Below are 21069 nucleotides of genomic sequence, written 5' to 3' on the forward strand. Positions count from 1 at the left end.
AAACATTTTCACAGCAGCAGTAATGCGGAATCAGACAATCTCTAATGTAGCTAACCACATCTACCCTTAAGGTAAATCCCCCCAACTACTCAACCATTAAATCCTTAATTCAATACCTCGGAATTACTGAATTTTGACTCCCCGCAACCGCTTCTGAAATCCCCTCAACATTTCAAAAATTCTTGGCCTTTTATCCTGATAAAACCACGGAAGGCAAGAACAATGAAATATCAAGGCAATCAATCTTAACAGAGGAAATGCAGCCTCTCAAATAGCATAAACAGACAATTACACATCCATATATTTTAACACCACAGGAGTAAATATCATGTTCAACGTAGTAAAAGCTTTCGGCTCGATTTTCTCTACCCAAGGATACAGCGCCGCTAACAATATGCTCATCAAAAATTACGTCAACACCAATTTTAACTATTTCAACGAAGAAGCAGTCGTCGATGAATCGATTTACCCGAATCAAACAGGTCGCGTCCGCTTTCAAGGTAGCTGGTGGCCCGCACGGTGCGATCGCCAAATCACCCTAACACCGGGAGACACCGTTTATGTCATCGGCGTTGACAACATCACTCTGTTAGTTTCCCTCGCTCCCGCAGACTAAATCAGAGCATGAACAACCTGGTCATACATCTCAACCAGGAAATGCTACTTTTCAAAGAGCATAAATAGGCGAGTAAACTTCAATATATTTTAATACAAAAGGAGTCAGGAAAATGTTCAACGTAATAAAAGCTTTCGGTTCAATTTTTTCTACTCACACCTACAGCACAGAAAAGAATATGTTAATGGATAACTACATCAACACCAATTTTAACTATTTCAACGAAGAAGCTGTCGTGGATGAATCGATTTACCCGAATCAAACAGGTCGCGTCCGCTTCCAAGGTAGCTGGTGGCCCGCACGGTGCGATCACCAAATCACCCTCACACCGGGAGACACGGTTTATGTCATCGGCGTTGACAACATCACTCTGTTAGTTTCCCTCGCTCCGGCAGACTAAATCAGAACTCGATCCAAACTGCCTAACTTTTCACACCCATATCTGATTTCGGCAGGGTTTATGCAAATAAACCCTGCCTTTTATATGCTTAAATAAGTTGAGACACATACTAGCCATATTTAAACCAGTGAACTTTCAATCAGTTATTGCCACCTTAAACAAATTCTGGAGCGATCGAGGATGCCTGATCGCCCAATCCTACGACACAGAAAAAGGTGCAGGAACCATGAATCCCCACACCTTTCTCAGAGCAATCGGCCCCGAACCTTGGTCAGTCGCCTACATCGAACCCTGTCGCCGCCCCACCGACGGACGCTACGGCGAAAATCCCAACCGCTTCCAACATTACTATCAATATCAAGTTTTAATTAAACCCTCTCCTCCCAACATCCAAGACATCTATTTAGACTCCCTCCGAGCATTAGGAATTTGCCCAGAAGACCACGACATTCGCTTCGTAGAAGATAACTGGGAATCGCCCACCCTCGGAGCTTGGGGCGTGGGCTGGGAAGTCTGGCTCGATGGTATGGAAATCACCCAATTTACCTACTTTCAACAGTGCGGTAGCATTGACTGTCGCCCCGTCTCCATTGAAATTACCTATGGACTAGAACGCCTAGCAATGTATCTCCAAGAAGTCGATGCCATGACGAAAATTCAGTGGAAAGATGGCATCACTTACGGCGACGTTCACCTGCAAGGAGAAATAGAACAGTGTACTTATAACTTTGAAGCTTCTAATCCAGAATTGCTGTTTACTCTCTTTGGATTGTACGAGCAAGAAGCCGAACAATTGACCAAAAAAGGCTTGGTTTTGCCTAGTCTTGATTATGTGTTAAAATGTTCTCACACATTCAATTTACTCGACGCTAGAGGTGTGATTTCGGTAACGGAAAGAACCCGCTACATCACCAAAATTCGCAACTTGGCGCGGCGAGTTGCTCAGCTTTATTTGGAACAGCGCGAAAAGCTTGGTTTTCCTTTAGAAAAATCTGTAAAAGTTTGAGTTTTAGTTGGTGGGGCGGGCATCTTGCCTGCCTCAACAACGGGCAAGATGCCCGTTCCACGAAGGTCATATTTTTAATTAATTAAATGCCTACTTATTCGGAAAATAATACAGAAACAAATCCTCAACTGCGAATTGAGGGTGTAAGCTTGAAAACACCGATCGCCTCAAGCTACTTATTGGAAAATATCTCGTTTCAGGTACAGAAGGGATCTTGCGTGGCAATTGTTGGCCCTTCAGGTGCGGGGAAAACAACGCTGTTGCGGTTGCTAAATCGCCTCAGCAGTCCCACCAGCGGCTCGATTTATCTGGAAAATACAGAATATCGCCACATACCTGCGATCGAACTTCGCAAACAAATCACCCTCATCCTGCAAGAATCCAAGCTTTTGGGAATGTCGGTGCGAGAAGCATTGGCTTATCCTTTGAAGCTGCGGGGCGTGACTGCATCAAACATTGCTGAGAGAATTAGCGGGGCGATCGAACAACTGCACATACCTCAAGAATGGCTCAATCGCAGCGAATTCCAGCTTTCCACAGGCCAAAAACAGCTCGTGGCGATCGCCCGCGGCATCATCCTGCAACCAAAAATCTTGCTTTTAGACGAGCCAACATCCGCCCTAGACGCCGGAAAAGCCGCCCACCTTTTGCAAGTATTGACACAGCTAACAAACGGCCAAACCACAATTGTAATGGTAAACCATCAATTAGAATTAGCCGAGCAATTTAGCACGCGAATTCTGCATTTACAGCGCGGAAAGCTGATCGAAGACTCGCCCTCTCATCAAATAAATTGGGTGCAACTGCGGCAAAATTTAATCCAAGCAGAAGCAGAAGCCCAACAAGAATGGTAAACAAGCTCAAAAACACTTTCTGCGAGGGGTTGCGTAATTAATTTGGATGTTTTAACCGCAGAGGGCGCAGAGGGCGCAGAGAAAGAGAAGATAAGAGGGAAAGAGAGAAGTTTACAAGTTGTTGAGGATTGCTAGAGAGAGAGACAGTCAGATATTAGCTTTGGGAATGTTGTTTAATGTTGGCATTTGTGATTTTACACTAAATCCCTAGTGCGAAATTAAACCCATTTTTTGATAAAGTGGTCGGACTAAGTTTTTTAAAGCTGGCAACTGTTTGGTAAAAATTATCGAGCCTAAAACACAAATTATACCTCCAATGATGACTGTGTTGGGAGCGCCGATATAATTGGCCAATCCGCCGGCAACTAAATTCCCAAACGGTGTCACTCCAAAAAATGCCATCGTGTATATGCTCATCACTCTTCCGCGTTTGTCGTCTTCCACAATTGTTTGCAAAAATGTGTTTCCTCCTGCAAATTGCAAAATGAAACCAAACCCCACGAACAACATCATGATTAATGACAGCCACAAGACATGGGACAAACCAAAACCTATCAGTCCGAATCCCATAATTGCCGGTGAAATCGCAATCCATTTGCCGAGGCCAACTACACTTTTGCGCGAAATCAAATAAATCGCCCCCCCAAAGGCTCCGACTCCTGAAGATGCCATCAAAAAGCCGAGGGTTTGGGCGTCGCCTTGCAGAATTTTGGTGGCAAAAATAGGGACTAAAACTGTGTGGGACATTCCGGCAAAACTGACTAATGCTAATAGCAGTAAAATTGCTCGAATCGGGGGAAACCCGAAGGCATAAACGAATCCTTCTTTTAATCTTTGTAAGGGTTTGGTATTAGTGGCGGCAATTTTTCGGGATTTGATCTGCATCGCTAATAAGCCTGCAATTACAGCGATGTAGCTGAGTCCGTCAATGAGAAAGCAATAACTTGCCCCCACTGTAGCTATCAGCAAACCTGCAATTGCTGGGCCGATTAATCTGGCGCCGTTGAACATGGAAGCGTTGAGGGCGATCGCATTTGCTAAATCTTCTTTCTTTTCTACAAGTTCCGGCACAAAAGCTTGCCGTGCCGGCGCGTCAAAGGCGTTAATTGCACCTTGGAAGAAACTCAGTACCACGATCTGCCAAATGTTAACGACTCCTGTTAGGGCTAAAAATGCTAGCGCTAAGGATTGAACCATTGCTAATATTTGAGTGGCAATTAGGACTCGGTGGCGGTTCCAGCGATCGATTAAAACTCCTGCAAAAGGCAGTAAAATTAATGTGGGTATTTGACTTGTAAATCCCACCACACCGAGCATCCAAGGTGAATCGCTCAAATTGTAGACAAGCCAAATAGTAGCGACTTGCGTCATCCAATTCCCAATTAGGGAGATGCCTTGTCCTGCAAAAAACAGGCGATAATTTCTCGATCGCAGCGCTGGAGGAATTGGTATTGTTTTGATTTTTGCTAGTAGATTCATGCTGCAAGTACGGCTAGAGCAAGCCTATTTGATTTGTAAACATTTTTTAGGGGTAGCACCCCTGGACCTACCCCTAATTAGCGAAGGGCAACCATCGGGGGACTGCCCCTAGACTCATTATTACGAATCATTGAGAATTGCGATATGAGCCGAAGGTTCTATTTTACAACTCCCGAAAACCAGGATTTAAGTATTGTTAAATTTTTGCCCGTAGCAAAACGATCGCCACATTTAAATTTTTCTGTCGCGATCGCTTGACTAACGAGAAATTCCTTCCCCGAACTCTTCCCTCAATTAATGCTCAACAGCCAAGTGCCGAGGTAACGCAGCAAGGGTACGTCACCGGGGGTGCGGATGCGGACGTTGAAATGGTACATTCCGCCGGGAGATGGGTTTCTGACGTTGGAGAGTACAACCTCAACATTGTTGCCTGCAGGAATTGGTTCTTTGGGATAAATTTCTATGAATCGATTTTCTTTGTCCCAGATTACTTCTTGCAATTCTATTGTTTTGTCTTTGACGCGCACTTTAATGTCTTTTTGGTCAAATTCGCCTTTGTAGTAGTCTGGATAGGATATGTTCAGTTGGGCGATCGCCAAAGTTACTTTTTTGGAAGGAATTCGCAGCCGATATCTATCGCCACTCATCCCCGGTGTACCGTAATCCAAGCGATAGCTTAATTGGTTGGCACGATCGGGGCCGCCGAAAATCGTGAATCCTGGCATGGACTGGGCTAAACTGATGGCGGGTAATCCAGCCACCAAGCAACCTGTAACCGCTAGTGCTGAAAATAATCGTCGCATAACAACTCCTCTAATTAAACTCTTGGTGAACCTTAAATATTGCTCGCCCGAAATTTGCGATCGTGCCTACAATATATCGAATGTCTCAGCAATTTGATGAGGGCGATCGCCGGCTGAGGTCACTTTTTTTTGCGTAATTTTTGCGTAATACTGATAACAGACATTCAAACTACAGAAGTAGGCGACATAAAATTATATCATAATCGGTGGCAAACTTAACCATTTAGCGAATTTGAATGTATAAGATAAGTTAAAGATACGGGTCGAATTTGAGCGATCGGCTTTAGTATCAACGAGAGAAGTTTAGGGCAACGGCTGCTTCAATGTAAAGCAAGGCATCGGGCGATTAAAAATCGCACTTCAAGAAACCTGCGGAGGCAGGTTTTGTCTGTGTAGGCGCGGTTTCAACCGTCCTAGGAAGGCTTAAATAAGGAGAGTTCATGAAATTAGCGATCGCAAAAGAAATAGCAGCAGGCGAACGCCGGGTGGCATTAGTCCCCGACGCTGTAGCCCGATTAGTCAAACAGGGCGTAGAAGTTTGGGTTGAGGCCGGTGCCGGCGCACAATCCTTTTTCTCGGATCTTGCTTACGAAGAAGCGGGAGCTCAGGTTGTCGCCGATACCGCTAGGCTGTGGGGCGAAGCCGATGTCGTCGTGAAAATCGGGGCCTTGCAAGAATCAGAAGTTCATCAACTCCGGGAAGGAGGAGTTTTCATCGGATTTTTGAATCCTCTGGGAGATCCAGCTTTAGTGCAGCGTTTAGCCGATCGCCAAGTAACGGCATTCAGCATGGAAATGATCCCGCGCACCAGCCGGGCTCAAAGCATGGATGCGCTGTCGTCTCAGGGTAACGTCGCCGGTTACAAAGCGGTACTGATCGCAGCGGCAGCTTTGCCAAAGTATTTTCCGATGCTGACAACGGCGGCGGGTACAATTCGCCCCGCGAAAGTATTGGTAATGGGTGTGGGCGTTGCTGGCTTGCAGGCGATCGCCACGGCACGTCGTTTGGGTGCGGTAGTCGAAGCTTTCGACATCCGCCCGGAAACAAAAGAACAAGTACAAAGTTTGGGCGCTAAATTCCTTGATGTCGAACTCAAGGAAGAAACCGTCGCCGCCGGAGGCTATGCAAAAGAACTATCAGAAGCAGCCAAAGAATACACCCGCCAAGTGCTCACCCAACACGTCAGCGCTTCCGATGCAGTTATTACAACCGCTCAAGTTCCCGGCAGAAAAGCACCTATTTTAGTTACTAGAGAAATGGTTTCTCAAATGAAGCCCGGATCGGTAATTGTTGACCTCGCGGGCGAACAAGGCGGCAATTGCGAATGCACGGAAGCGGGGAAAGATGTTGAATGGAACGGCGTTAATGTCATCGGCCCGATTAATGTGCCGTCGTCTATGCCTGTCCACGCTAGCGAAACTTACTCGAAGAATATCTCCTCTTTACTTCAGTTGATGGTGAAAGATAAGGAACTGAATTTGAATTTTGAAGACGATATCATTGCTGGTTCCTGTGTGGCTCGCGATGGCGAAATTAGTAACCAGCGGGTGCGGGATGCTTTGGCCGCTCAGGCTTCAGCAGTCAGTTAGATTCTGTCGTTATGAGGCAAAGTCCGGCAAGGGTTGAAACCCCTGCCTCAAAGCTAAAGTCCTCTTAAGAGGACTGAAGAACTGGTTAAATATCTCCAAAAAAGGCTTTTTTGAACAGGCTTTCCGGCCTGTTCCACAAGAATTATTGGAGAGGTCTATTAGTCCTCTTAAGAGGACTTTGGCTTTGAGCCAGGGAATTCATTCCCTGGCGGATTCAACCGGGAACGAGTTATTTCCAATTACCAATTACCAATTGTCATGGCAGAAGGATTGATTGCAGGTTTAGTGGTGTTTACTCTGGCGTCGTTTGTGGGATTTGAAGTAATTAATAAAGTCCCGCCGACGCTACATACACCTTTGATGTCGGGTTCCAATGCGATTTCGGGAATTGCGGTTTTAGGTGCAATTCTGATTTCTGGTCAAGGTAATGTAACTGTTACTTCGATTTTGGGGACGATCGCGATCGCCCTGGCCACAATTAACGTTGTCGGCGGTTTCTTAGTAACCGATCGAATGCTGCAAATGTTCAAGAAAAAAGAGGTTAAAGCGTGAGCGATTTTCTGCCCAGTGGCATTCAACTAGGTTATTTAGTTGCCGCATCTTTGTTTATTATCGGTTTGAAACAGTTGGGTTCCCCTGCAACTGCCCGTCAAGGGAATGTGTTAGCTGCGATCGGGATGTTAATTGCGATCGTCGGTACGTTGCTGGAAAAGCAAGTAGTCAGCTACGAATTGATTGCTGTCGGAATTATCATCGGTTCCATTTTGGGAACAATTATGGCAAAAACCGTCGCGATGACGGATATGCCGCAGATGGTGGGTTTGCTTAACGGTTTCGGGGGCGCGGCTTCTGCACTCGTTGCTGTGGGTGAATTCTGGCGCTATCTCAGCATCCCGGAATCGCCGGCGCCTGATGCGACAATCACGATCCTTTTGGGTGTGTTGATTGGCGGAATTACTTTCACTGGTAGCCTTGTGGCGTTTGCGAAACTGCAAGAATTGCTGCCGGGTGCGCCTATGACGTTTCCGCTGCAACAGCCGTTTAATGCCATGCTGGCGATCGCACTTTTAGCCGGCAGCGGTTATATGCTGTTTAACCCAGAAAATGTGCCGGTATTCCTGGCTTTGGTGGCGATTTCCAATATTTTGGGCATCATGTTTGTGCTCCCGATTGGTGGTGGCGATATGCCGGTGGTGGTGTCGCTGCTTAACTCGTATTCGGGGATTGCGGCGAGTGTGGCTGGGTTCATTTTGATGAACAATATGCTGATTATCGCTGGTGCATTGGTGGGCGCGTCGGGGATTATTTTGACGCAAATCATGTGCAAGGCGATGAATCGATCCTTGGGTAGTGTGCTGTTTAGCGCGTTTGGTAGCGGTGGCGGTAGTGCTGCGGCTGCTGCTGGGGCTGCTGGTGCTACTGACAAAACTGTTCGCAGCATCAATCTCGAAGAAAGTGCGATGATGTTGGGTTATGCGCGATCGGTTGTAATTATTCCCGGTTACGGAATGGCTGTAGCGCAAGCACAGCACGCGGTGCGCGAGTTAGCCGACGGTTTGGAAAAAATGGGTGTTGACGTGAAATACGCGATTCACCCGGTGGCTGGGCGGATGCCTGGGCACATGAATGTGCTGTTGGCGGAAGCAAACGTGCCTTATCCGCAGTTATACGACATGGACGACATCAATCCGCAGTTTGACGAAACTGATGTTGCTTTGGTAATCGGGGCGAATGATGTGGTGAATCCGGCGGCGCGTCACGATACGGCGAGCCCGATTTACGGGATGCCGATTTTGGAGGTTGATAAGGCTAAGCATACGATCGTAATCAAGCGCGGGATGAGTGCTGGTTTTTCCGGTGTAGACAATGAGTTGTTCTACAAGGATAAGACGATGATGTTGTTTGGTAGCGCTAAGGATGTGGTTGCCAAATTGGTTTCTGAGGTGAAGCAGTTGTAGGATTTTGCAACCGCTGATGAAGGCGGATTAACGCGGATTAACGCAGATGATTAAACCCGGTTTCTTCTAGAACCCGGGTTTTTGTTGGGGTTTTGTTTTGATATCAATATTCTTCAGTCTCAAGCGAGAGGGATTTCGTTTGACTCTTAAGCGATTTCAATCGCCGAGTCTTATAAGCTAATAGTTTGTATGCAGCCGATTCTGGACTTCAGAAGGATCTGCTGTTTCAAAAAATAGTTCCAACGCTTCGATCATATTTCGTCGCGCTGCTTCTATATTGTCACCTTGGCTGGCAATATCAAGTTCTGGGCAAAGGGATATATATCCGTCGCCTTCTCGTTCAATAATTGCTGTAAACTGTTGGGTTGACTTCATAGGAAATTGGGTTGTAGGATGTATAGATAATTGTAGTGGCTAAATAACTGAATAAGTATGCTCAAGAAATCAGATATATACAGGCTTGTAAATGATTACATTGGAGTTGACAATGGATATTTGCATGGCTTTTCTTACAGAACTCACTACGACTTTTATCCTTACTACTGCGACTTAGAGATTAACGTAGAAGATTATGAACCTGGCACTACAAGAGAAAAGTTCATTCGCATACTTGAAGACGCAAGCCCGCTAGTTCAAGCTAAAATTCTAAAAGGCGTATTCAAAAAGTATCCTGTTTTATACTTTGAGGAAGGAGAGAGAGAGAGAAAGCAACTAATTTACGACGAGTATCAAGGAATCATAGCAAGACTCGAATTTTCAGTGCAGGGTGTTAGCAGTGAGGTGAAGAACCTGATATTCGCTGCAAATGGACCTAAGCCGGAAATTGTCTTAATGGATGCAATCAGTAATGAGATTAAGATTGTCAAAAATCAAGAATACTGTCTCGTATATGATAGACCCCTTTTTGAAAAAGGGCTGTTATGGGAAGAGTTAGTAGACTGGTGGCGAGACAAAAAAAAACTCCATAATCAGACACGTTCTGAGCAGCGTCATAACCTGTTCAATCGACTCAAAATATCTCTGGGGGGCAATCACCCAGAAAAGATTTTACTTAACACGTACTACAGCTATTTTTATGAAAAATTGACAGAAAAACTACCAGCACTAATTCCTCAAGTGTACTTGCATTATGACCCCTATACATGGGAACAGCTCAAAGGTGTAAAACGATTAAGCCGACAAAGAATGGATTTCCTGCTTCTCCTTCCTTACAGAAAAAACATTGTAATTGAAATAGATGGGAAGCAACACTATTCTGAAAATGACAAAGCCAACCCTCAACTATATGCAGAAATGGTTGCAGAAGATAGACGATTAAGACTTGCAGGCTATGAATTATACAGATTTGGTGGTTATGAGTTTTTGCATACTGAAGACGCAAAACAAACTGTGAAAAACTTCTTTGACGACCTATTTAAGTTACACTCCATTCTCTAGGCATTAAAAAAGCTCCCGCAGTGTGCGGACCCGATGCTTGTATCGGCAAGAAGGAAGATACCAGTTTGGTCTTTTGTGTACTAGCCTTTTGGGTGCAAATGATGTGCAAATTTTGCAAGACTTTCCTCATTTGAGTGCAGCAGATTTGGCGAATGCTTGGGCTTATGCTGAGGCACATCCAGAGGAAATTGAAGCAGCTATCGCTAGAAATGAGGCAGCCTAAAACATGGCGCGAATTTGCTATAATCTAACTACTATCAAATCCGAGCGATCGCACTTATGACTATACAAGAATTAGAAATTCAAGTCTTAACCTTAAATGCGGTTGATAAAGCTAAACTAATCAGCATCCTAACTCAAACTTTAACCAACGGTTCTCTAGGCATTAAAAAAACTCCCGGTGTGTGCGGAGGGGATGCCTGTGTCGGCAATACTCGCATACCAGTTTGGTCTCTGGTATGCGATCGACGTTTAGATGCTTCCGATGGTATCATCCTAGAATCATTTCCCGATCTAACCGCCGCTGACTTGGTAAATGCGTGGGCTTATGCTGATGCTTACCCAGAAGAAATTGAACAAACAATTAGAGAAAATGATTGAGAGCGTAAACAATGACACTGAAAGAATTAGAAAAACAACTCCTTGCCTTAACTCCCGGTGAAAAAACTCAGGCAATACAGCTATTAGTTCAAAGTTTAAGCAATACTTGGCAAGGAATTGAAAAAACGCCGGGCGTGTGCGGCGGCGATGCTAGAATTGCCAATACTCGCATACCTATTTGGTCGATGGTAAATTATCGCCTTCTGGGTGCAAATGATGTGCGAATTTTGCAAGATTTTCCCCATTTGAGTGCAGCGGATTTGGCGAATGCTTGGGCTTATGCTGAGGCACACCCAGAGGAAATTGAAGCAGCGATCGCTAGAAATGAGGAAGATTAACAAATGGTGCGTCTTTATGCAGATGAAAATTTTCCACTGGTAATCGTGGAATTACTGCGAAATTTTGGTCACGATGTTTTGACAGTGCAAGAAGCTGGAAATGGTGGACTGGGGATTCCTGATGAAGATGTGTTAGCTTTTGCTATTAGCCACAATCGAGCCGTTTTGACGCGCAATTGGGATGATTTTAGACACCTGCACCGTTTGCAACCTGACCATAAGGGTATCATTATTTGCAAAGAAGATTTGAACACAGAGAGACAAGCTTCACTAATTAATGAAGCTATTTCTACGGTCGAAAATCTCACAGGTAAATTGATTAGAGTAATCCGTCCGCCGCAGTGAAAAAAAGCAGTAGCTTGCGGGGCGAGACGCCATCGCCCAAACCCATCCTACAAATCTTATAAATAAATCCCCCATTGCTCCCAAGATTAGGTAAAATTATTGGCGTGTCAGAGGATAAACTATATGCGCTTGGTTAAATATATTGCGATCGCCATTATCAATACTTTCGGTGTCGTCATCGGTATTATTTTGGTTGCAGTCCCCACAACAGTGGCTCAACCTTCCCTAAACTACCAACTCGCACTCTCTGAGCGACAGCCAGACGGCGAAACTCCTAAATCCCTTTCCGAACTCTACAAATTGCGCGATCGGCTCAAAGTACAATTAGATAACCTTGCGAAAACTCCCGACAGCGCCCCGTTTCCTGCAGAACTTTGGAAATCAGCAATCCACCGCCAGCAATCCCAAACTCTGACGCAGCAACTCCAAAACGTTCAAAGTCAGATTCAAATAGAAGAAACAGCCAAATATAATTGGGACGAGGCTGCTAAATTTGCCGCCCAAGCAGTCTTAATTGGACGCACTTCTAATCCTTCTTCTGCTACTTGGGAACAGTCGCAACGCCTGTGGCAAATTGCTATCAATACGCTGCGACTCATTCCTCACGATTCTTTTTTGGCCGATGGGGCGATCGACAAAACCATCGAATACCAAGGAAACCTCAGTGTCGCTACCTATGAAATGCAAGTTGCACGTTCTGTTGAGAAAGTTAGAGCCGAGGAAGAAGAGATAAGAGAGCGAGCCCGCAAAGAGCAAGAGAAAAAAGAATTTGCTCGTCGAGAAATAGAGAGAAAAGAGCAAGAGAAAAAAGACCGGGCTAGAAAAGAACTAGAAAGGCAAGAATTCCAAAGGCAAGAATTAGCCAGGAAAGAACTAGAAAGGCAAGAATTCCAAAGGCAAGAGTTAGCCAGAAAAGAACTTGAAAAGCAAGAATTAGCCAGGAAAGAACTTGAAAAGCAAGAACTACAAAGGCAAGAGTTAGCCAGACAAGAACTTGAAAGACAAGAATTCCAAAGGCAAGAGTTAGCCAGACAAGAACTTGAAAGACAAGAGTTAGCCAGACAAGAATTAGCCAGACAAGAACTTGAAAGACAAGAACTAGAGAGAAATCAGCAAGCAACTTCTCAACCAACTCCTGAATCAACTGCAACACCAACTCCCGCCCCTGTTACGCCTGCTGCGTCCCCGTCGAACTTTTTCTTTGCGGGAGATACCAACAGAGATGGCCAAATTAACGAGCAAGACGAAGCGGGAAAAGAACAATGGTCTTTGTCCAAGGGCGCGTTAATTTTATTTAACGATCGCAATAATGATCGCGGCAAGATACCGACTTGGAAACAAACCAAAGTTAGCGCTCCCCGCCGTGCAGCAATGCTTTCTCAAGTTAACTTAACACTGTCTGAAAACTTCAAAACCTCTCAACTATTTATCACGGCTGACAGCATTGCTAGCCCTCACATCAGCGTTTTTCAAAAGACGGGGGACGGCTGGCAACCTGTAGATATATCCGGTGCTAAACCTCTAGTTTTCAGCACGAATATTGTTTTAGGTGTCGAAGCAAAACAATTTGCCGATCGCAACTGGAACGGCACTGTTAATCTAAAAGCAACTGCCCAAAACAACGGTCAAGAAATTGCATCCACAACAATCCAAATGGGCGTTAGTCCTTGGATGATAGCGCCCAACACAGCGCCAGTAACCGAAGTTCAGGTGAGCGACAGAGGCGCGGTAAACAGCGAATTTATCTCGCAACTCAAACAAGCAGTAGAACCCACGGGCGCTAAAGTCAAAGTTCTCCAGGGCGATCGCACTTGGATGCAAGATACCCAGAAAAACGGCTACGTTCAATTGCCAGAAGAATCGGATATACGCCTGTTTAATGTAGCCCTAAAAAGCAATAGCGAACCAGAGAAAAACCCGCCTGTTAAATCAACTCAAAACCGGGATTTAAAAGTAGTTAAAATTGGCAATCCTCGTTCTTTAGACCCTGTAAGTCAGTGGTCTGACGGATACGGCAATTTGCAGGTTACACCGCCGATTCCCGGACACCCAATGGGTCGAGTTTATTACGGGAATTCGGGCAATGCTAGTTTTAATCCAGAGGTACTTGATTTTATTCAAGCTCAGAGAATTCAAGGGCCACCAGTGGATATTGATACTTCTTGGCTTTTGACTCGCCAAGTGGATGAAATCATCAATTTTATTCCCACTCAAACTCCCGGACAATATGTAATGACGATCGCCAGTCCCGAAGCCGGAGTTAAGCTGTTGGAAGAATTGGAGGGAAGAGGTTACGGCGATGTGACGGTCAATCGAGGTTTGAGCACTCAAACAACTGTCAGCGCCGCTTTGCAAAACCGTGCTTTAATTCAACACAATCTCTATTTGCAAAATCAGAAACTTAATCCGATTATAGAGAAGTTGAAAAGAGAATTTTTACTGCGAGACGACCAAATTATTCAAGTTCCGGTGATGTTTGGCTACAGCGGTTATGCTTGGTGGCCAAATATGGTCAATTCGGTGCCAGTTAACGGCAAGTTGTTAGTTTCAAATCCGCGCGGGCCAATGATTGAGGGTGTAGATTACACTCAGGAAAGATTGCGCCAACTGCTGCTTCCTGCTGGCGTCAGCGTTAGTTTTCTGGATGACAGGTATTATCAAGAATTGAAAGGAAACGTGCAGTCGGCGACGAATACTGTGAGGAAACCAGAAGAGCGGCCTTTTTGGCAGTCTTTGCCTAATAATTACTAATTGGGAATGGGGAATGGGGAATCGGGAATCGGGAATCGTGAATTAGGAATTTGTAGGGGCGGGTTCACCAACAATACTCGCCTGTAACGAACAATCTCGTAAACCCGCCCCCACCCAACTGTAAATCGCTAACTAATATCATGGCAGGTTTGTATGCAGATGAACAATCTTCCTTCTAACTTTTGCCTAACGCTCGATAATTAATCCGTGTATCCGTGTCAAAATCCGTGTCGTGCCTTCTTCCTTATGCTAGATAATTTAAGTGCAGGCGATCGCACCAGTAACGTAAAATGTCTAAAAGCGGTCTTTGTAAAATAAATTTAGCCCCATGAGCGACGAACAGGAAAAAAAACAAATTTTGACTCAGCAACCAGAAACAATTTGCACTGCCAGTGATGAGTTCGATCGCACTGCAATTGCCAGTGCCGATGCAACTTCCGCACCAGCAGAAACTCCCGCAGAAATTGCCACGCCCGAAGATATTTCAGCGCCAATCGACGAGGCCGAAACAATTCCCGTTACCGCCGATAATACGCCGGAAACAACTCAAATTACAAGTTATCCGCCTCCAACAATTCCAACTGCCAACCCGGAACCAAAACCAGCTCGCTCCTGGCAAATCTTAGCAGTTTTTCTCAGCGGAATCTTAGTCGGTTCCGTCCTTAGTCTCGGCAGTTTGCTAGCGTGGAGAATGTATCAGGAAAGAGCGAACCTTCAAATCAAACTACCCGCTGACGTACCCCTCCCCGAAAGCCCTCCAACCGTCGCAGCAGCGCCCGCCAACCGCCAGCCCGGACTTCCCCCAGCACCCGGAGTGGCACGGCCCGCCACAATCTATCCGTCGCCCCGTCCCACTCAAATACCCTCTGTGTCTGGCGTTCCCCAACTTGCTTCGCCGTCGTCACCGTCGCCGTTGCCTTCTCCTTCTCCTTCTCGCGCTGCGGTTGAAACCCCTGTAACCGAGCGAGTTTACTTTCAAGCGGGTGCTACGGGAACTACTCTGAGCAATAGTTTGCGAGCCAACATATCCAGGCGCTACTTACTGGAGTGCAATAGCGGCCAAAGCATGACAATTAATGTTCAAGAAGGTCAAGTTAGCGCCGCAATTATTGCTCCTAACGGTGAAAAGTTAGGTACTGCTGATAGCACAGGTCAGTGGCAAGGTCAATTAGCGAGTAGCGGCGATTATACTATTGAAATTTCAGGCGATCGCCAAGCAAACTACCAAGTTAAGATTGAAGTCAAATAGCAACTATAATTGTATCAGGGGGTAGTTACACAATACATAAACCCGCCCTGGTGGCCAATTACAAATTACCCATTACTAATTACCAATGGTTGCACAAATATCTCCAAGCATCTACGAAGCAAAAACCCAAGAAATTGCCAAAGAAATCCTGAAGGCAACTCAAGACAAAAAGCGATCTTTTTTCGGTCAACTCCAAGACCAAATGCGTTGGGACGACAAACTAATGGATTGGGCGATGGCTAGCCCCGGACTGCGGGTGCAATTGTTTCGATTCATCGACTGTTTGCCGGCACTCCGCAGCAAGCCGGAAATTGCCCGCCACCTCCAAGAATACCTGACCGCCCAAGAGGTAGAATTGCCCGAAGCTTTGAAAAAATTGCTCAATTTTACTAACGCTGATTCGATTCCTGGACAATTGGCTGCGACAACGGTTGCGCCTGCGGTGGAAACTTTGGCGCACAAGTATATTTCTGGGGAAAATATCAAGCAGGTAGTTAAAACTTTAGAGCGACTTCGCAAAGATAAAATGGGTTTTACAGTTGACCTTTTGGGGGAAGCTGTCATCACTGAAACTGAGGCGCAAATTTATCTTAACCGCTATTTGGAATTGATGGAGGAGCTGGCGAAGGCAGCAAAAAATTGGTCGCAGGTAGATGCAATTGACAAAGCTGATGATGAAACTTTGCCGCGAGTGCAAGTATCCGTAAAATTAACGGCTTTTTATTCTCAGTTTGACCCGTTGGATGCTAAAGGTAGCGAAGAGAAAGTAAGTGAGAGAATTCGCCTGTTACTGCGCCGCGCTAAGGAATTGGGCGCGGCTGTTCATTTCGATATGGAACAATATGCTTATAAGAGTTTAACTCTGAGCATTCTCAAAGACTTATTGTTAGAGGAAGAGTTTCGCAGTCGCACAGATATTGGAATTACATTGCAAGCATATTTGCGCGACAGTGCCGAAGATTTGAGAAACCTGATTTCCTGGGCAAAAAAACGCGAAAATCCGGTAACAGTGCGGCTGGTAAAAGGCGCTTACTGGGATCAGGAAACTATCAAAGCGATGCAGAAAGATTGGCCGCAGCCGGTCTACAATGACAAAGTTACTACCGATGCAAATTTCGAGCAGATGACGCAGTTGCTGCTCGAAAATCACGAATATTTGTATGCAGCTATTGGCAGTCATAACGTACGATCGCAAGCGAAGGCGATCGCCATTGCCGAAACTCTCAATATACCGCGTCGCCGCTTTGAAATGCAAGTGCTGTATGGCATGGGCGACAAATTGGCTAAGCTTTTGGTCGATCGGGGCTATCGCGTCCGAGTCTACTGCCCCTACGGCGACTTGCTGCCGGGAATGGCTTATTTGATCCGCCGTTTGCTGGAAAATACCGCCAACAGTTCTTTTATCCGGCAAAGTTCCGAAGAAATGCCGATCGAACAATTGTTAGCCGCACCAGTTGCTAATGGAAATGACCAGCTAGTTTACAGCAAAGTATTTCCCAACGTTGCCGATACCGACTACGCCAATACCAAATTGCGGCAACAAGCAGAAACAGCCATCAAATCAGTGCGGGCCAACTTAGGTAAAACCTATTTACCGCTAATCAATGGGGAGTACCAAAATACGGAAGCAACAGTTAATTCCCTCAACCCTTCCAATCCCACAGAAGTCGTTGGCACAATCGGATTGCTTTCGGAAGAACAGGCCAAACAAGCCCTTGAAGCAGCAAAATCAGCCTCTACCAGTTGGCGGAAAACCCCCGTCCGCCAGCGTGCAGGCGTCCTCCGCAAAGCCGCAGAATTGATGGAACAGCGGCGGCACGAACTGTCAGCTTGGATGGTATTTGAAGTCGGCAAACCCGTCAGAGAATGTGATGCCGAAGTTTCCGAAGCTATTGATTTTTGCCGCTATTACGCCGACGAAATGGAACGGTTAGACCAAGGAAAAAATTACGATATTCCCGGAGAAACTAACCGTTATAGCTATCAGCCACGGGGAATTTCTTTAATTATTTCGCCTTGGAATTTCCCCCTCGCAATTCCCGTCGGCATGACAGTTGCCTCGCTGGTTGCTGGTAATTGTACTTTACTCAAACCTGCGGAAGTTTCCTCAGTAATTGCAGCAAAAATAGCTGAAATTTTGCTAGAAGCTGGCATTCCCAAAGGTGTATTTCAATACGTGCCTTGCAAAGGTTCAACCGTCGGCGCTTACATGGTGAAACATCCTGACGTTCACATGATTACTTTCACCGGTTCTCAGGAAGTGGGCTGTCAGATTTATGCCGATGCTGCGATTTTGCAGCCTGGACAAAAACACCTGAAGCGAGTAATTGCTGAAATGGGCGGCAAGAATGCAATTATTGTCGATGAAAGTGCGGATTTAGACCAAGCAGTTGCAGGCGTAGTTTATTCGGCATTTGGATACAGCGGCCAAAAATGTTCCGCTTGTTCGCGAGTAATTGTGGTCGAATCTGTGTACGATAATTTTGTGGCAAGATTGGTAGAAGCGACGCGATCGCTCAATGTCGGCCCTGCAGAAAATCCCGGCACTCAAGTCGGCCCTGTGATCGATGCAAATGCCCAGTCGCGCATCCGCGAATACATCGAAAAAGGTCGCGCCGAAGCTAAAATAGCTTTAGAAATGCCGGCACCGGAAACCGGTTATTTTGTCGGCCCAGTCATTGTTACGGAAGTATCGCCGACAGCAACTATCGCCCAAGAAGAAATTTTCGGCCCGGTTTTGTCGGTGATGCGGGCAAAGAATTTCAGCGAAGCGATTGTTATTGCTAACGGTACGAATTTTGCTTTAACCGGCGGATTGTATTCTCGCACACCTTCGCATATCGATCGAGCCGCATCCGATTTTGAAGTCGGAAACCTGTACATCAATCGCGGAATTACCGGGGCTGTGGTATCGCGCCAACCCTTCGGAGGATTCAAACTTTCGGGAGTTGGTTCTAAAGCTGGTGGCCCGGATTATTTGCTGCAATTCCTCGAACCCCGCACCATAACCGAAAATATTCAGCGGCAGGGTTTTGCGCCGATTGAAGGAGTGGATGATTAATCATTCCTTTGTTCGCAGTGAGGACTGAAGTCCTTTCTCTGGCTGTTAAGTTAGTAGGGTGCGCTAGGCGCACCCTACGGGGGGGTAACAGAAAAAATTTGTGCGAGATTAGCTAGTTATAAAATGGAATCTACCAAAGATCGCGATCGACTAAATTCTCACAACCCTTCACTTGACAAGTGGCTGCGATTTTTAATTATAGCCGTATTAGTCATAGGCATTTTATTTCGATTCGCCAATCTCGATCGCAAATTTTACTGGATCGACGAAACATATACTTCTTTGAGAGTTTCTGGCTACACCGAAGTCAAAATAATCAAAGAAATTTCGTACCAGAAAATAACCTCGCCTGCGGATTTACAAAAATATCAGCAGATAAATTCCGAAAATACTTTAAGGGATACCCTGAATTCTTTAGCAACAGAAGACCCCCAACACCCCCCTCTGTATTACGTACTAGCGCGATATTGGGCGCAATGGTTCGGCAGTTCCGTTGCCGCAATGAGAAGTTTGGCCGCCGTGATTAGCCTGCTAGTATTTCCCGCAATTTATTGGCTGGCTTGGGAGTTATTTGAATCTTCAGCAGTAGCGTGGATGGCGATCGCAATTTTCGCAATTTCTCCCTACCACATCCTATTTGCCCAAGAAGCAAGACAGTACAGTTTGTGGACATTAACTACTATTTTATCCAGTGCAGCCTTGCTGCGAGCAATGCGCTCTGGCGAAAATCAAAATGCTGTCCCCCTCGTTCTTTCCTGGGCGCTTTATGCGGGCACAGCAACACTGGGATTCTACACCCACTTGTTATTTGTCTGCGTCGCTGCCGCCCACGCAATTTACGTCGCAGTTATTGCCAACTGGCGCGATGTGAAAACATTCATTTCCTATTATGTAGCATCTTTAATCGCATTGAGTGGCTTCATGCCTTCCCTGGTAAATACTGTAGAAAACTTCAATCAAGTTAGAAGCACAACAGCATGGGCCGAACAAACAAATTACTTAAGATTAGTCAGCAGGTGGGTTGGTTCCGTCAGCATAGCATTTTTTGATATTGGCATTGATGGAACTGCCAACCCCACAGAACTAGCCTTGCTAATTCCAGTTGGTATTATGATTCTAGCTTTAGTCGGCTATGCCATTTATTATTTATGCCGACAAACACCAAAGCGAGTGTGGTTGATTGTATTGTTATTGATTGCAACAACTGCTTTGTTTTTAGCAGTGCCTGATATAATCAAGGGTGGAAGGCGATCGGCAAATCCGCGATATTTAGTTCCTTGTTATGTGGGAATTCAGCTAGCAGTGGCTTACCTGCTGTGTACGAAAATTAGTAACAATTTGGAGAAGTTCAAACAGCAAAAACTGTGGAAAATAGTTATAGTGGCAGTTTTTTCCGCAGGTATTATATCCGGTGGAGTTAGTTCTCAAGCAGATATTTGGTGGAATAAAGGCAGCGGTTGGTTGCGTGCCTTGGAAGTAGCTGGGACGGTCAATCAAGCCAGCAATCCCCTATTTATCAGCGATGCCAATATCGCATATATCATGCCTTTAAGTTATTACCTAGAACCAAAAGTCAAACTGCTAATAGAACCCCGCTGTTACACTTCTTGCTACAAAAATCGAGAATTGGCAAAGAAAAAACCCCAACCCCCGCAAATTCCCGGCGGTTTCAGTGAGCTGTTTTTATACAGACCGTCCTCTACTTTGCGATCGGCAATTCAGCAACAAAACTATCAAATAGATCCGGCTGACACTAATGTTGAGCTTAATCTGTGGAAACTTACCAAAAAATAATCTAAAACATTAAGGCAAAAAACACGGGTTTGCTGCCAAAAAATAAATGTATTATTCAATGCGACATACTGGCCATAAACGGCATTTTTGGAAGTATGTGGCAAGTAGAGTTCGATAGGTTTGCTTTTCGTGGTAAGCTAAAACTTAAGAATCAAAAAATAACATCAAAAATCTCTAATGACAGTCACTGAAACCTCCAACATTCGTAAACTGCTGTGTGATCCAGACTTAGGGCTGATTCCTCACCTAGAAAAGTGCCTGCAAGATTTGCACTCATCGGCGATCGCCAGTGGAGAGAAATTCAAGGTAGAACCTTACGATATAGAACTCAAAAGCTGCCACACCCAGAAGCATCCCAACGACCAAAAACCCCTTGTCACCCAGTCAGTGTTAATAAAAGTTCCTCTGACTGGGAAAGTTCAAGACAAGATGCACCTATATCTGATCGCAACTGAGTTGCAGAACCAAATCGACTTCAAAATTATCGACTGGAGTGCCTTAGAACGCCGGCAATACGACATTCAGGGCATCCCTTTAAAGCAGCCGATCACCAAAATAGACGGCCACATGAATTACGAGTTAGTATTCGATCGACCAAGCTACTGCTGCATTACTCTGTTCCGCCAATTTGACTTAACTTACGCCGCCAATTTTTAATACCCATTCTGAAAAGTAGTGATACAGATTGATTGTACGGAAGCGTCTGTAAGGACAGGGTAATGTCATGTCCGGCGCGGGGACTAGGACACGGCATTGCCCTGTCCCCACGGTTTGCTTTTAATAATTGGT

At 45.5% G+C, this 21069-nt stretch carries 20 protein-coding genes; 17 read left to right on the forward strand and 3 right to left on the reverse strand.

The window, feature by feature from the left end; translation table 11 throughout:
* Nucleotides 1-328: 328 nt before the first annotated feature.
* The 4 genes from QUA34_RS08110 to QUA34_RS08125 all read left to right on the forward strand — a co-directional run bounded on the left by QUA34_RS08110 (nucleotide 329) and on the right by QUA34_RS08125 (nucleotide 2876).
* On the forward strand, nucleotides 329-616 hold the full coding sequence (locus QUA34_RS08110) for an NfeD family protein (RefSeq protein ID WP_333238460.1): 288 nt from the start codon (nucleotides 329-331) through the stop codon (nucleotides 614-616).
* A 112-nt stretch (nucleotides 617-728) separates the two neighbouring features.
* Nucleotides 729-1016 (forward strand): NfeD family protein, encoded by a 288-nt coding sequence (locus QUA34_RS08115; protein WP_333331070.1) that lies wholly within the window; start codon nucleotides 729-731, stop codon nucleotides 1014-1016.
* A 127-nt stretch (nucleotides 1017-1143) separates the two neighbouring features.
* On the forward strand, nucleotides 1144-2022 hold the full coding sequence (glyQ, locus tag QUA34_RS08120; protein ID WP_333226794.1) for a glycine--tRNA ligase subunit alpha: 879 nt from the start codon (nucleotides 1144-1146) through the stop codon (nucleotides 2020-2022).
* 86 nt (nucleotides 2023-2108) lie between these two features.
* The gene (locus QUA34_RS08125) at nucleotides 2109-2876 is read left to right on the forward strand and encodes an ATP-binding cassette domain-containing protein (protein WP_333385510.1); all 768 of its coding nucleotides are present in this window, start codon (nucleotides 2109-2111) and stop codon (nucleotides 2874-2876) included.
* A 207-nt stretch (nucleotides 2877-3083) separates the two neighbouring features.
* On the opposite strand, the gene QUA34_RS08130 is transcribed toward QUA34_RS08125, so the two are convergent.
* Nucleotides 3084-4355, reverse strand: a complete 1272-nt coding sequence (locus QUA34_RS08130) for an MFS transporter (protein ID WP_333385513.1) — start codon at nucleotides 4353-4355, stop codon at nucleotides 3084-3086.
* Nucleotides 4356-4645: 290 nt separating this feature from the next.
* Nucleotides 4646-5158: a DUF2808 domain-containing protein gene (locus QUA34_RS08135; RefSeq protein ID WP_333331062.1), complete on the reverse strand. Its 513-nt coding sequence runs from the start codon at nucleotides 5156-5158 to the stop codon at nucleotides 4646-4648.
* A gap of 440 nt (nucleotides 5159-5598) precedes the next feature.
* Here QUA34_RS08135 and QUA34_RS08140 point away from each other — a divergent pair, with 440 nt between their 5' ends.
* From QUA34_RS08140 to QUA34_RS08150, 3 genes are all read left to right on the forward strand, one after another.
* The gene (locus tag QUA34_RS08140; RefSeq protein ID WP_333331059.1) at nucleotides 5599-6747 is read left to right on the forward strand and encodes a Re/Si-specific NAD(P)(+) transhydrogenase subunit alpha; all 1149 of its coding nucleotides are present in this window, start codon (nucleotides 5599-5601) and stop codon (nucleotides 6745-6747) included.
* A 258-nt stretch (nucleotides 6748-7005) separates the two neighbouring features.
* Nucleotides 7006-7299, forward strand: a complete 294-nt coding sequence (locus tag QUA34_RS08145) for an NAD(P) transhydrogenase subunit alpha (protein WP_006633295.1) — start codon at nucleotides 7006-7008, stop codon at nucleotides 7297-7299.
* Nucleotides 7296-8705: an NAD(P)(+) transhydrogenase (Re/Si-specific) subunit beta gene (locus QUA34_RS08150; RefSeq protein WP_333385516.1), complete on the forward strand. Its 1410-nt coding sequence runs from the start codon at nucleotides 7296-7298 to the stop codon at nucleotides 8703-8705. Before QUA34_RS08145 ends, QUA34_RS08150 begins: the two co-directional genes overlap by 4 nt.
* 177 nt (nucleotides 8706-8882) lie before the next feature.
* Here QUA34_RS08150 and QUA34_RS08155 read toward each other — a convergent pair whose 3' ends face one another.
* Nucleotides 8883-9080 (reverse strand): type II toxin-antitoxin system HicB family antitoxin, encoded by a 198-nt coding sequence (locus tag QUA34_RS08155; RefSeq protein ID WP_333331053.1) that lies wholly within the window; start codon nucleotides 9078-9080, stop codon nucleotides 8883-8885.
* Nucleotides 9081-9137: 57 nt separating this feature from the next.
* Between QUA34_RS08155 and QUA34_RS08160 the strand changes: the two genes are divergently transcribed.
* The 10 genes from QUA34_RS08160 (at nucleotide 9138) to QUA34_RS08205 (ending at nucleotide 20937) form a co-directional block, all read left to right on the forward strand.
* Nucleotides 9138-10142 carry a hypothetical protein gene (locus tag QUA34_RS08160; RefSeq protein ID WP_333331050.1) on the forward strand — a complete coding sequence of 335 codons (1005 nt, stop codon included), beginning with the start codon at nucleotides 9138-9140 and terminating at the stop codon, nucleotides 10140-10142.
* A gap of 103 nt (nucleotides 10143-10245) precedes the next feature.
* Complete coding sequence (locus QUA34_RS08165) at nucleotides 10246-10365, forward strand: hypothetical protein (protein ID WP_333385519.1); 120 nt, start codon at nucleotides 10246-10248, stop codon at nucleotides 10363-10365.
* 56 nt (nucleotides 10366-10421) lie between these two features.
* Nucleotides 10422-10742, forward strand: coding sequence for a DUF433 domain-containing protein (locus tag QUA34_RS08170; protein ID WP_333385522.1), 321 nt, complete (start codon nucleotides 10422-10424; stop codon nucleotides 10740-10742).
* A gap of 11 nt (nucleotides 10743-10753) precedes the next feature.
* A complete protein-coding gene (locus QUA34_RS08175; RefSeq protein WP_333385525.1) occupies nucleotides 10754-11080 on the forward strand; it encodes a DUF433 domain-containing protein in 327 nt (108 codons plus the stop codon).
* Nucleotides 11081-11083: 3 nt separating this feature from the next.
* Entirely contained in the window at nucleotides 11084-11425 is a 342-nt protein-coding gene (locus QUA34_RS08180) for a DUF5615 family PIN-like protein (protein ID WP_333385528.1), read from the forward strand.
* A gap of 123 nt (nucleotides 11426-11548) precedes the next feature.
* Entirely contained in the window at nucleotides 11549-14176 is a 2628-nt protein-coding gene (locus QUA34_RS08185; protein WP_333385531.1) for a protein-arginine deiminase family protein, read from the forward strand.
* A 328-nt stretch (nucleotides 14177-14504) separates the two neighbouring features.
* Nucleotides 14505-15425: a hypothetical protein gene (locus QUA34_RS08190; RefSeq protein ID WP_333385535.1), complete on the forward strand. Its 921-nt coding sequence runs from the start codon at nucleotides 14505-14507 to the stop codon at nucleotides 15423-15425.
* 85 nt (nucleotides 15426-15510) lie between these two features.
* Entirely contained in the window at nucleotides 15511-18486 is a 2976-nt protein-coding gene (gene pruA / locus QUA34_RS08195) for an L-glutamate gamma-semialdehyde dehydrogenase (RefSeq protein ID WP_333385538.1), read from the forward strand.
* A 123-nt stretch (nucleotides 18487-18609) separates the two neighbouring features.
* Nucleotides 18610-20280 (forward strand): glycosyltransferase family 39 protein, encoded by a 1671-nt coding sequence (locus QUA34_RS08200; RefSeq protein WP_333385541.1) that lies wholly within the window; start codon nucleotides 18610-18612, stop codon nucleotides 20278-20280.
* A 177-nt stretch (nucleotides 20281-20457) separates the two neighbouring features.
* The gene (locus tag QUA34_RS08205; protein ID WP_333385543.1) at nucleotides 20458-20937 is read left to right on the forward strand and encodes a hypothetical protein; all 480 of its coding nucleotides are present in this window, start codon (nucleotides 20458-20460) and stop codon (nucleotides 20935-20937) included.
* Nucleotides 20938-21069: the final 132 nt, after the last annotated feature.

Origin of the sequence: Microcoleus sp. POL10_C6 (genome assembly GCF_036701585.1) — a bacterium.
In the GTDB taxonomy this organism is placed as follows: Bacteria; Cyanobacteriota; Cyanobacteriia; order Cyanobacteriales; family Microcoleaceae; genus Microcoleus.

Excerpts from the sequence above, each read along its gene's own strand:
- QUA34_RS08115 (WP_333331070.1), top strand. The coding sequence starts at position 729 with ATGTTCAACGTAATAAAAGCTTTCGGTTCAATTTTTTCTACTCACACC.
- QUA34_RS08190 (WP_333385535.1), top strand. The coding sequence starts at position 14,505 with ATGAGCGACGAACAGGAAAAAAAACAAATTTTGACTCAGCAACCAGAA.
- pruA (WP_333385538.1), top strand. The coding sequence starts at position 15,511 with ATGGTTGCACAAATATCTCCAAGCATCTACGAAGCAAAAACCCAAGAA.
- QUA34_RS08200 (WP_333385541.1), top strand. The coding sequence starts at position 18,610 with ATGGAATCTACCAAAGATCGCGATCGACTAAATTCTCACAACCCTTCA.
- QUA34_RS08185 (WP_333385531.1), top strand. The coding sequence starts at position 11,549 with ATGCGCTTGGTTAAATATATTGCGATCGCCATTATCAATACTTTCGGT.
- QUA34_RS08160 (WP_333331050.1), top strand. The coding sequence starts at position 9,138 with ATGCTCAAGAAATCAGATATATACAGGCTTGTAAATGATTACATTGGA.
- QUA34_RS08205 (WP_333385543.1), top strand. The coding sequence starts at position 20,458 with ATGACAGTCACTGAAACCTCCAACATTCGTAAACTGCTGTGTGATCCA.
- QUA34_RS08145 (WP_006633295.1), top strand. The coding sequence starts at position 7,006 with ATGGCAGAAGGATTGATTGCAGGTTTAGTGGTGTTTACTCTGGCGTCG.
- QUA34_RS08135 (WP_333331062.1), bottom strand. The coding sequence starts at position 5,158 with ATGCGACGATTATTTTCAGCACTAGCGGTTACAGGTTGCTTGGTGGCT.
- QUA34_RS08130 (WP_333385513.1), bottom strand. The coding sequence starts at position 4,355 with ATGAATCTACTAGCAAAAATCAAAACAATACCAATTCCTCCAGCGCTG.
- QUA34_RS08125 (WP_333385510.1), top strand. The coding sequence starts at position 2,109 with ATGCCTACTTATTCGGAAAATAATACAGAAACAAATCCTCAACTGCGA.
- QUA34_RS08140 (WP_333331059.1), top strand. The coding sequence starts at position 5,599 with ATGAAATTAGCGATCGCAAAAGAAATAGCAGCAGGCGAACGCCGGGTG.
- QUA34_RS08170 (WP_333385522.1), top strand. The coding sequence starts at position 10,422 with ATGACTATACAAGAATTAGAAATTCAAGTCTTAACCTTAAATGCGGTT.
- QUA34_RS08180 (WP_333385528.1), top strand. The coding sequence starts at position 11,084 with ATGGTGCGTCTTTATGCAGATGAAAATTTTCCACTGGTAATCGTGGAA.
- QUA34_RS08175 (WP_333385525.1), top strand. The coding sequence starts at position 10,754 with ATGACACTGAAAGAATTAGAAAAACAACTCCTTGCCTTAACTCCCGGT.
- QUA34_RS08110 (WP_333238460.1), top strand. The coding sequence starts at position 329 with ATGTTCAACGTAGTAAAAGCTTTCGGCTCGATTTTCTCTACCCAAGGA.
- QUA34_RS08155 (WP_333331053.1), bottom strand. The coding sequence starts at position 9,080 with ATGAAGTCAACCCAACAGTTTACAGCAATTATTGAACGAGAAGGCGAC.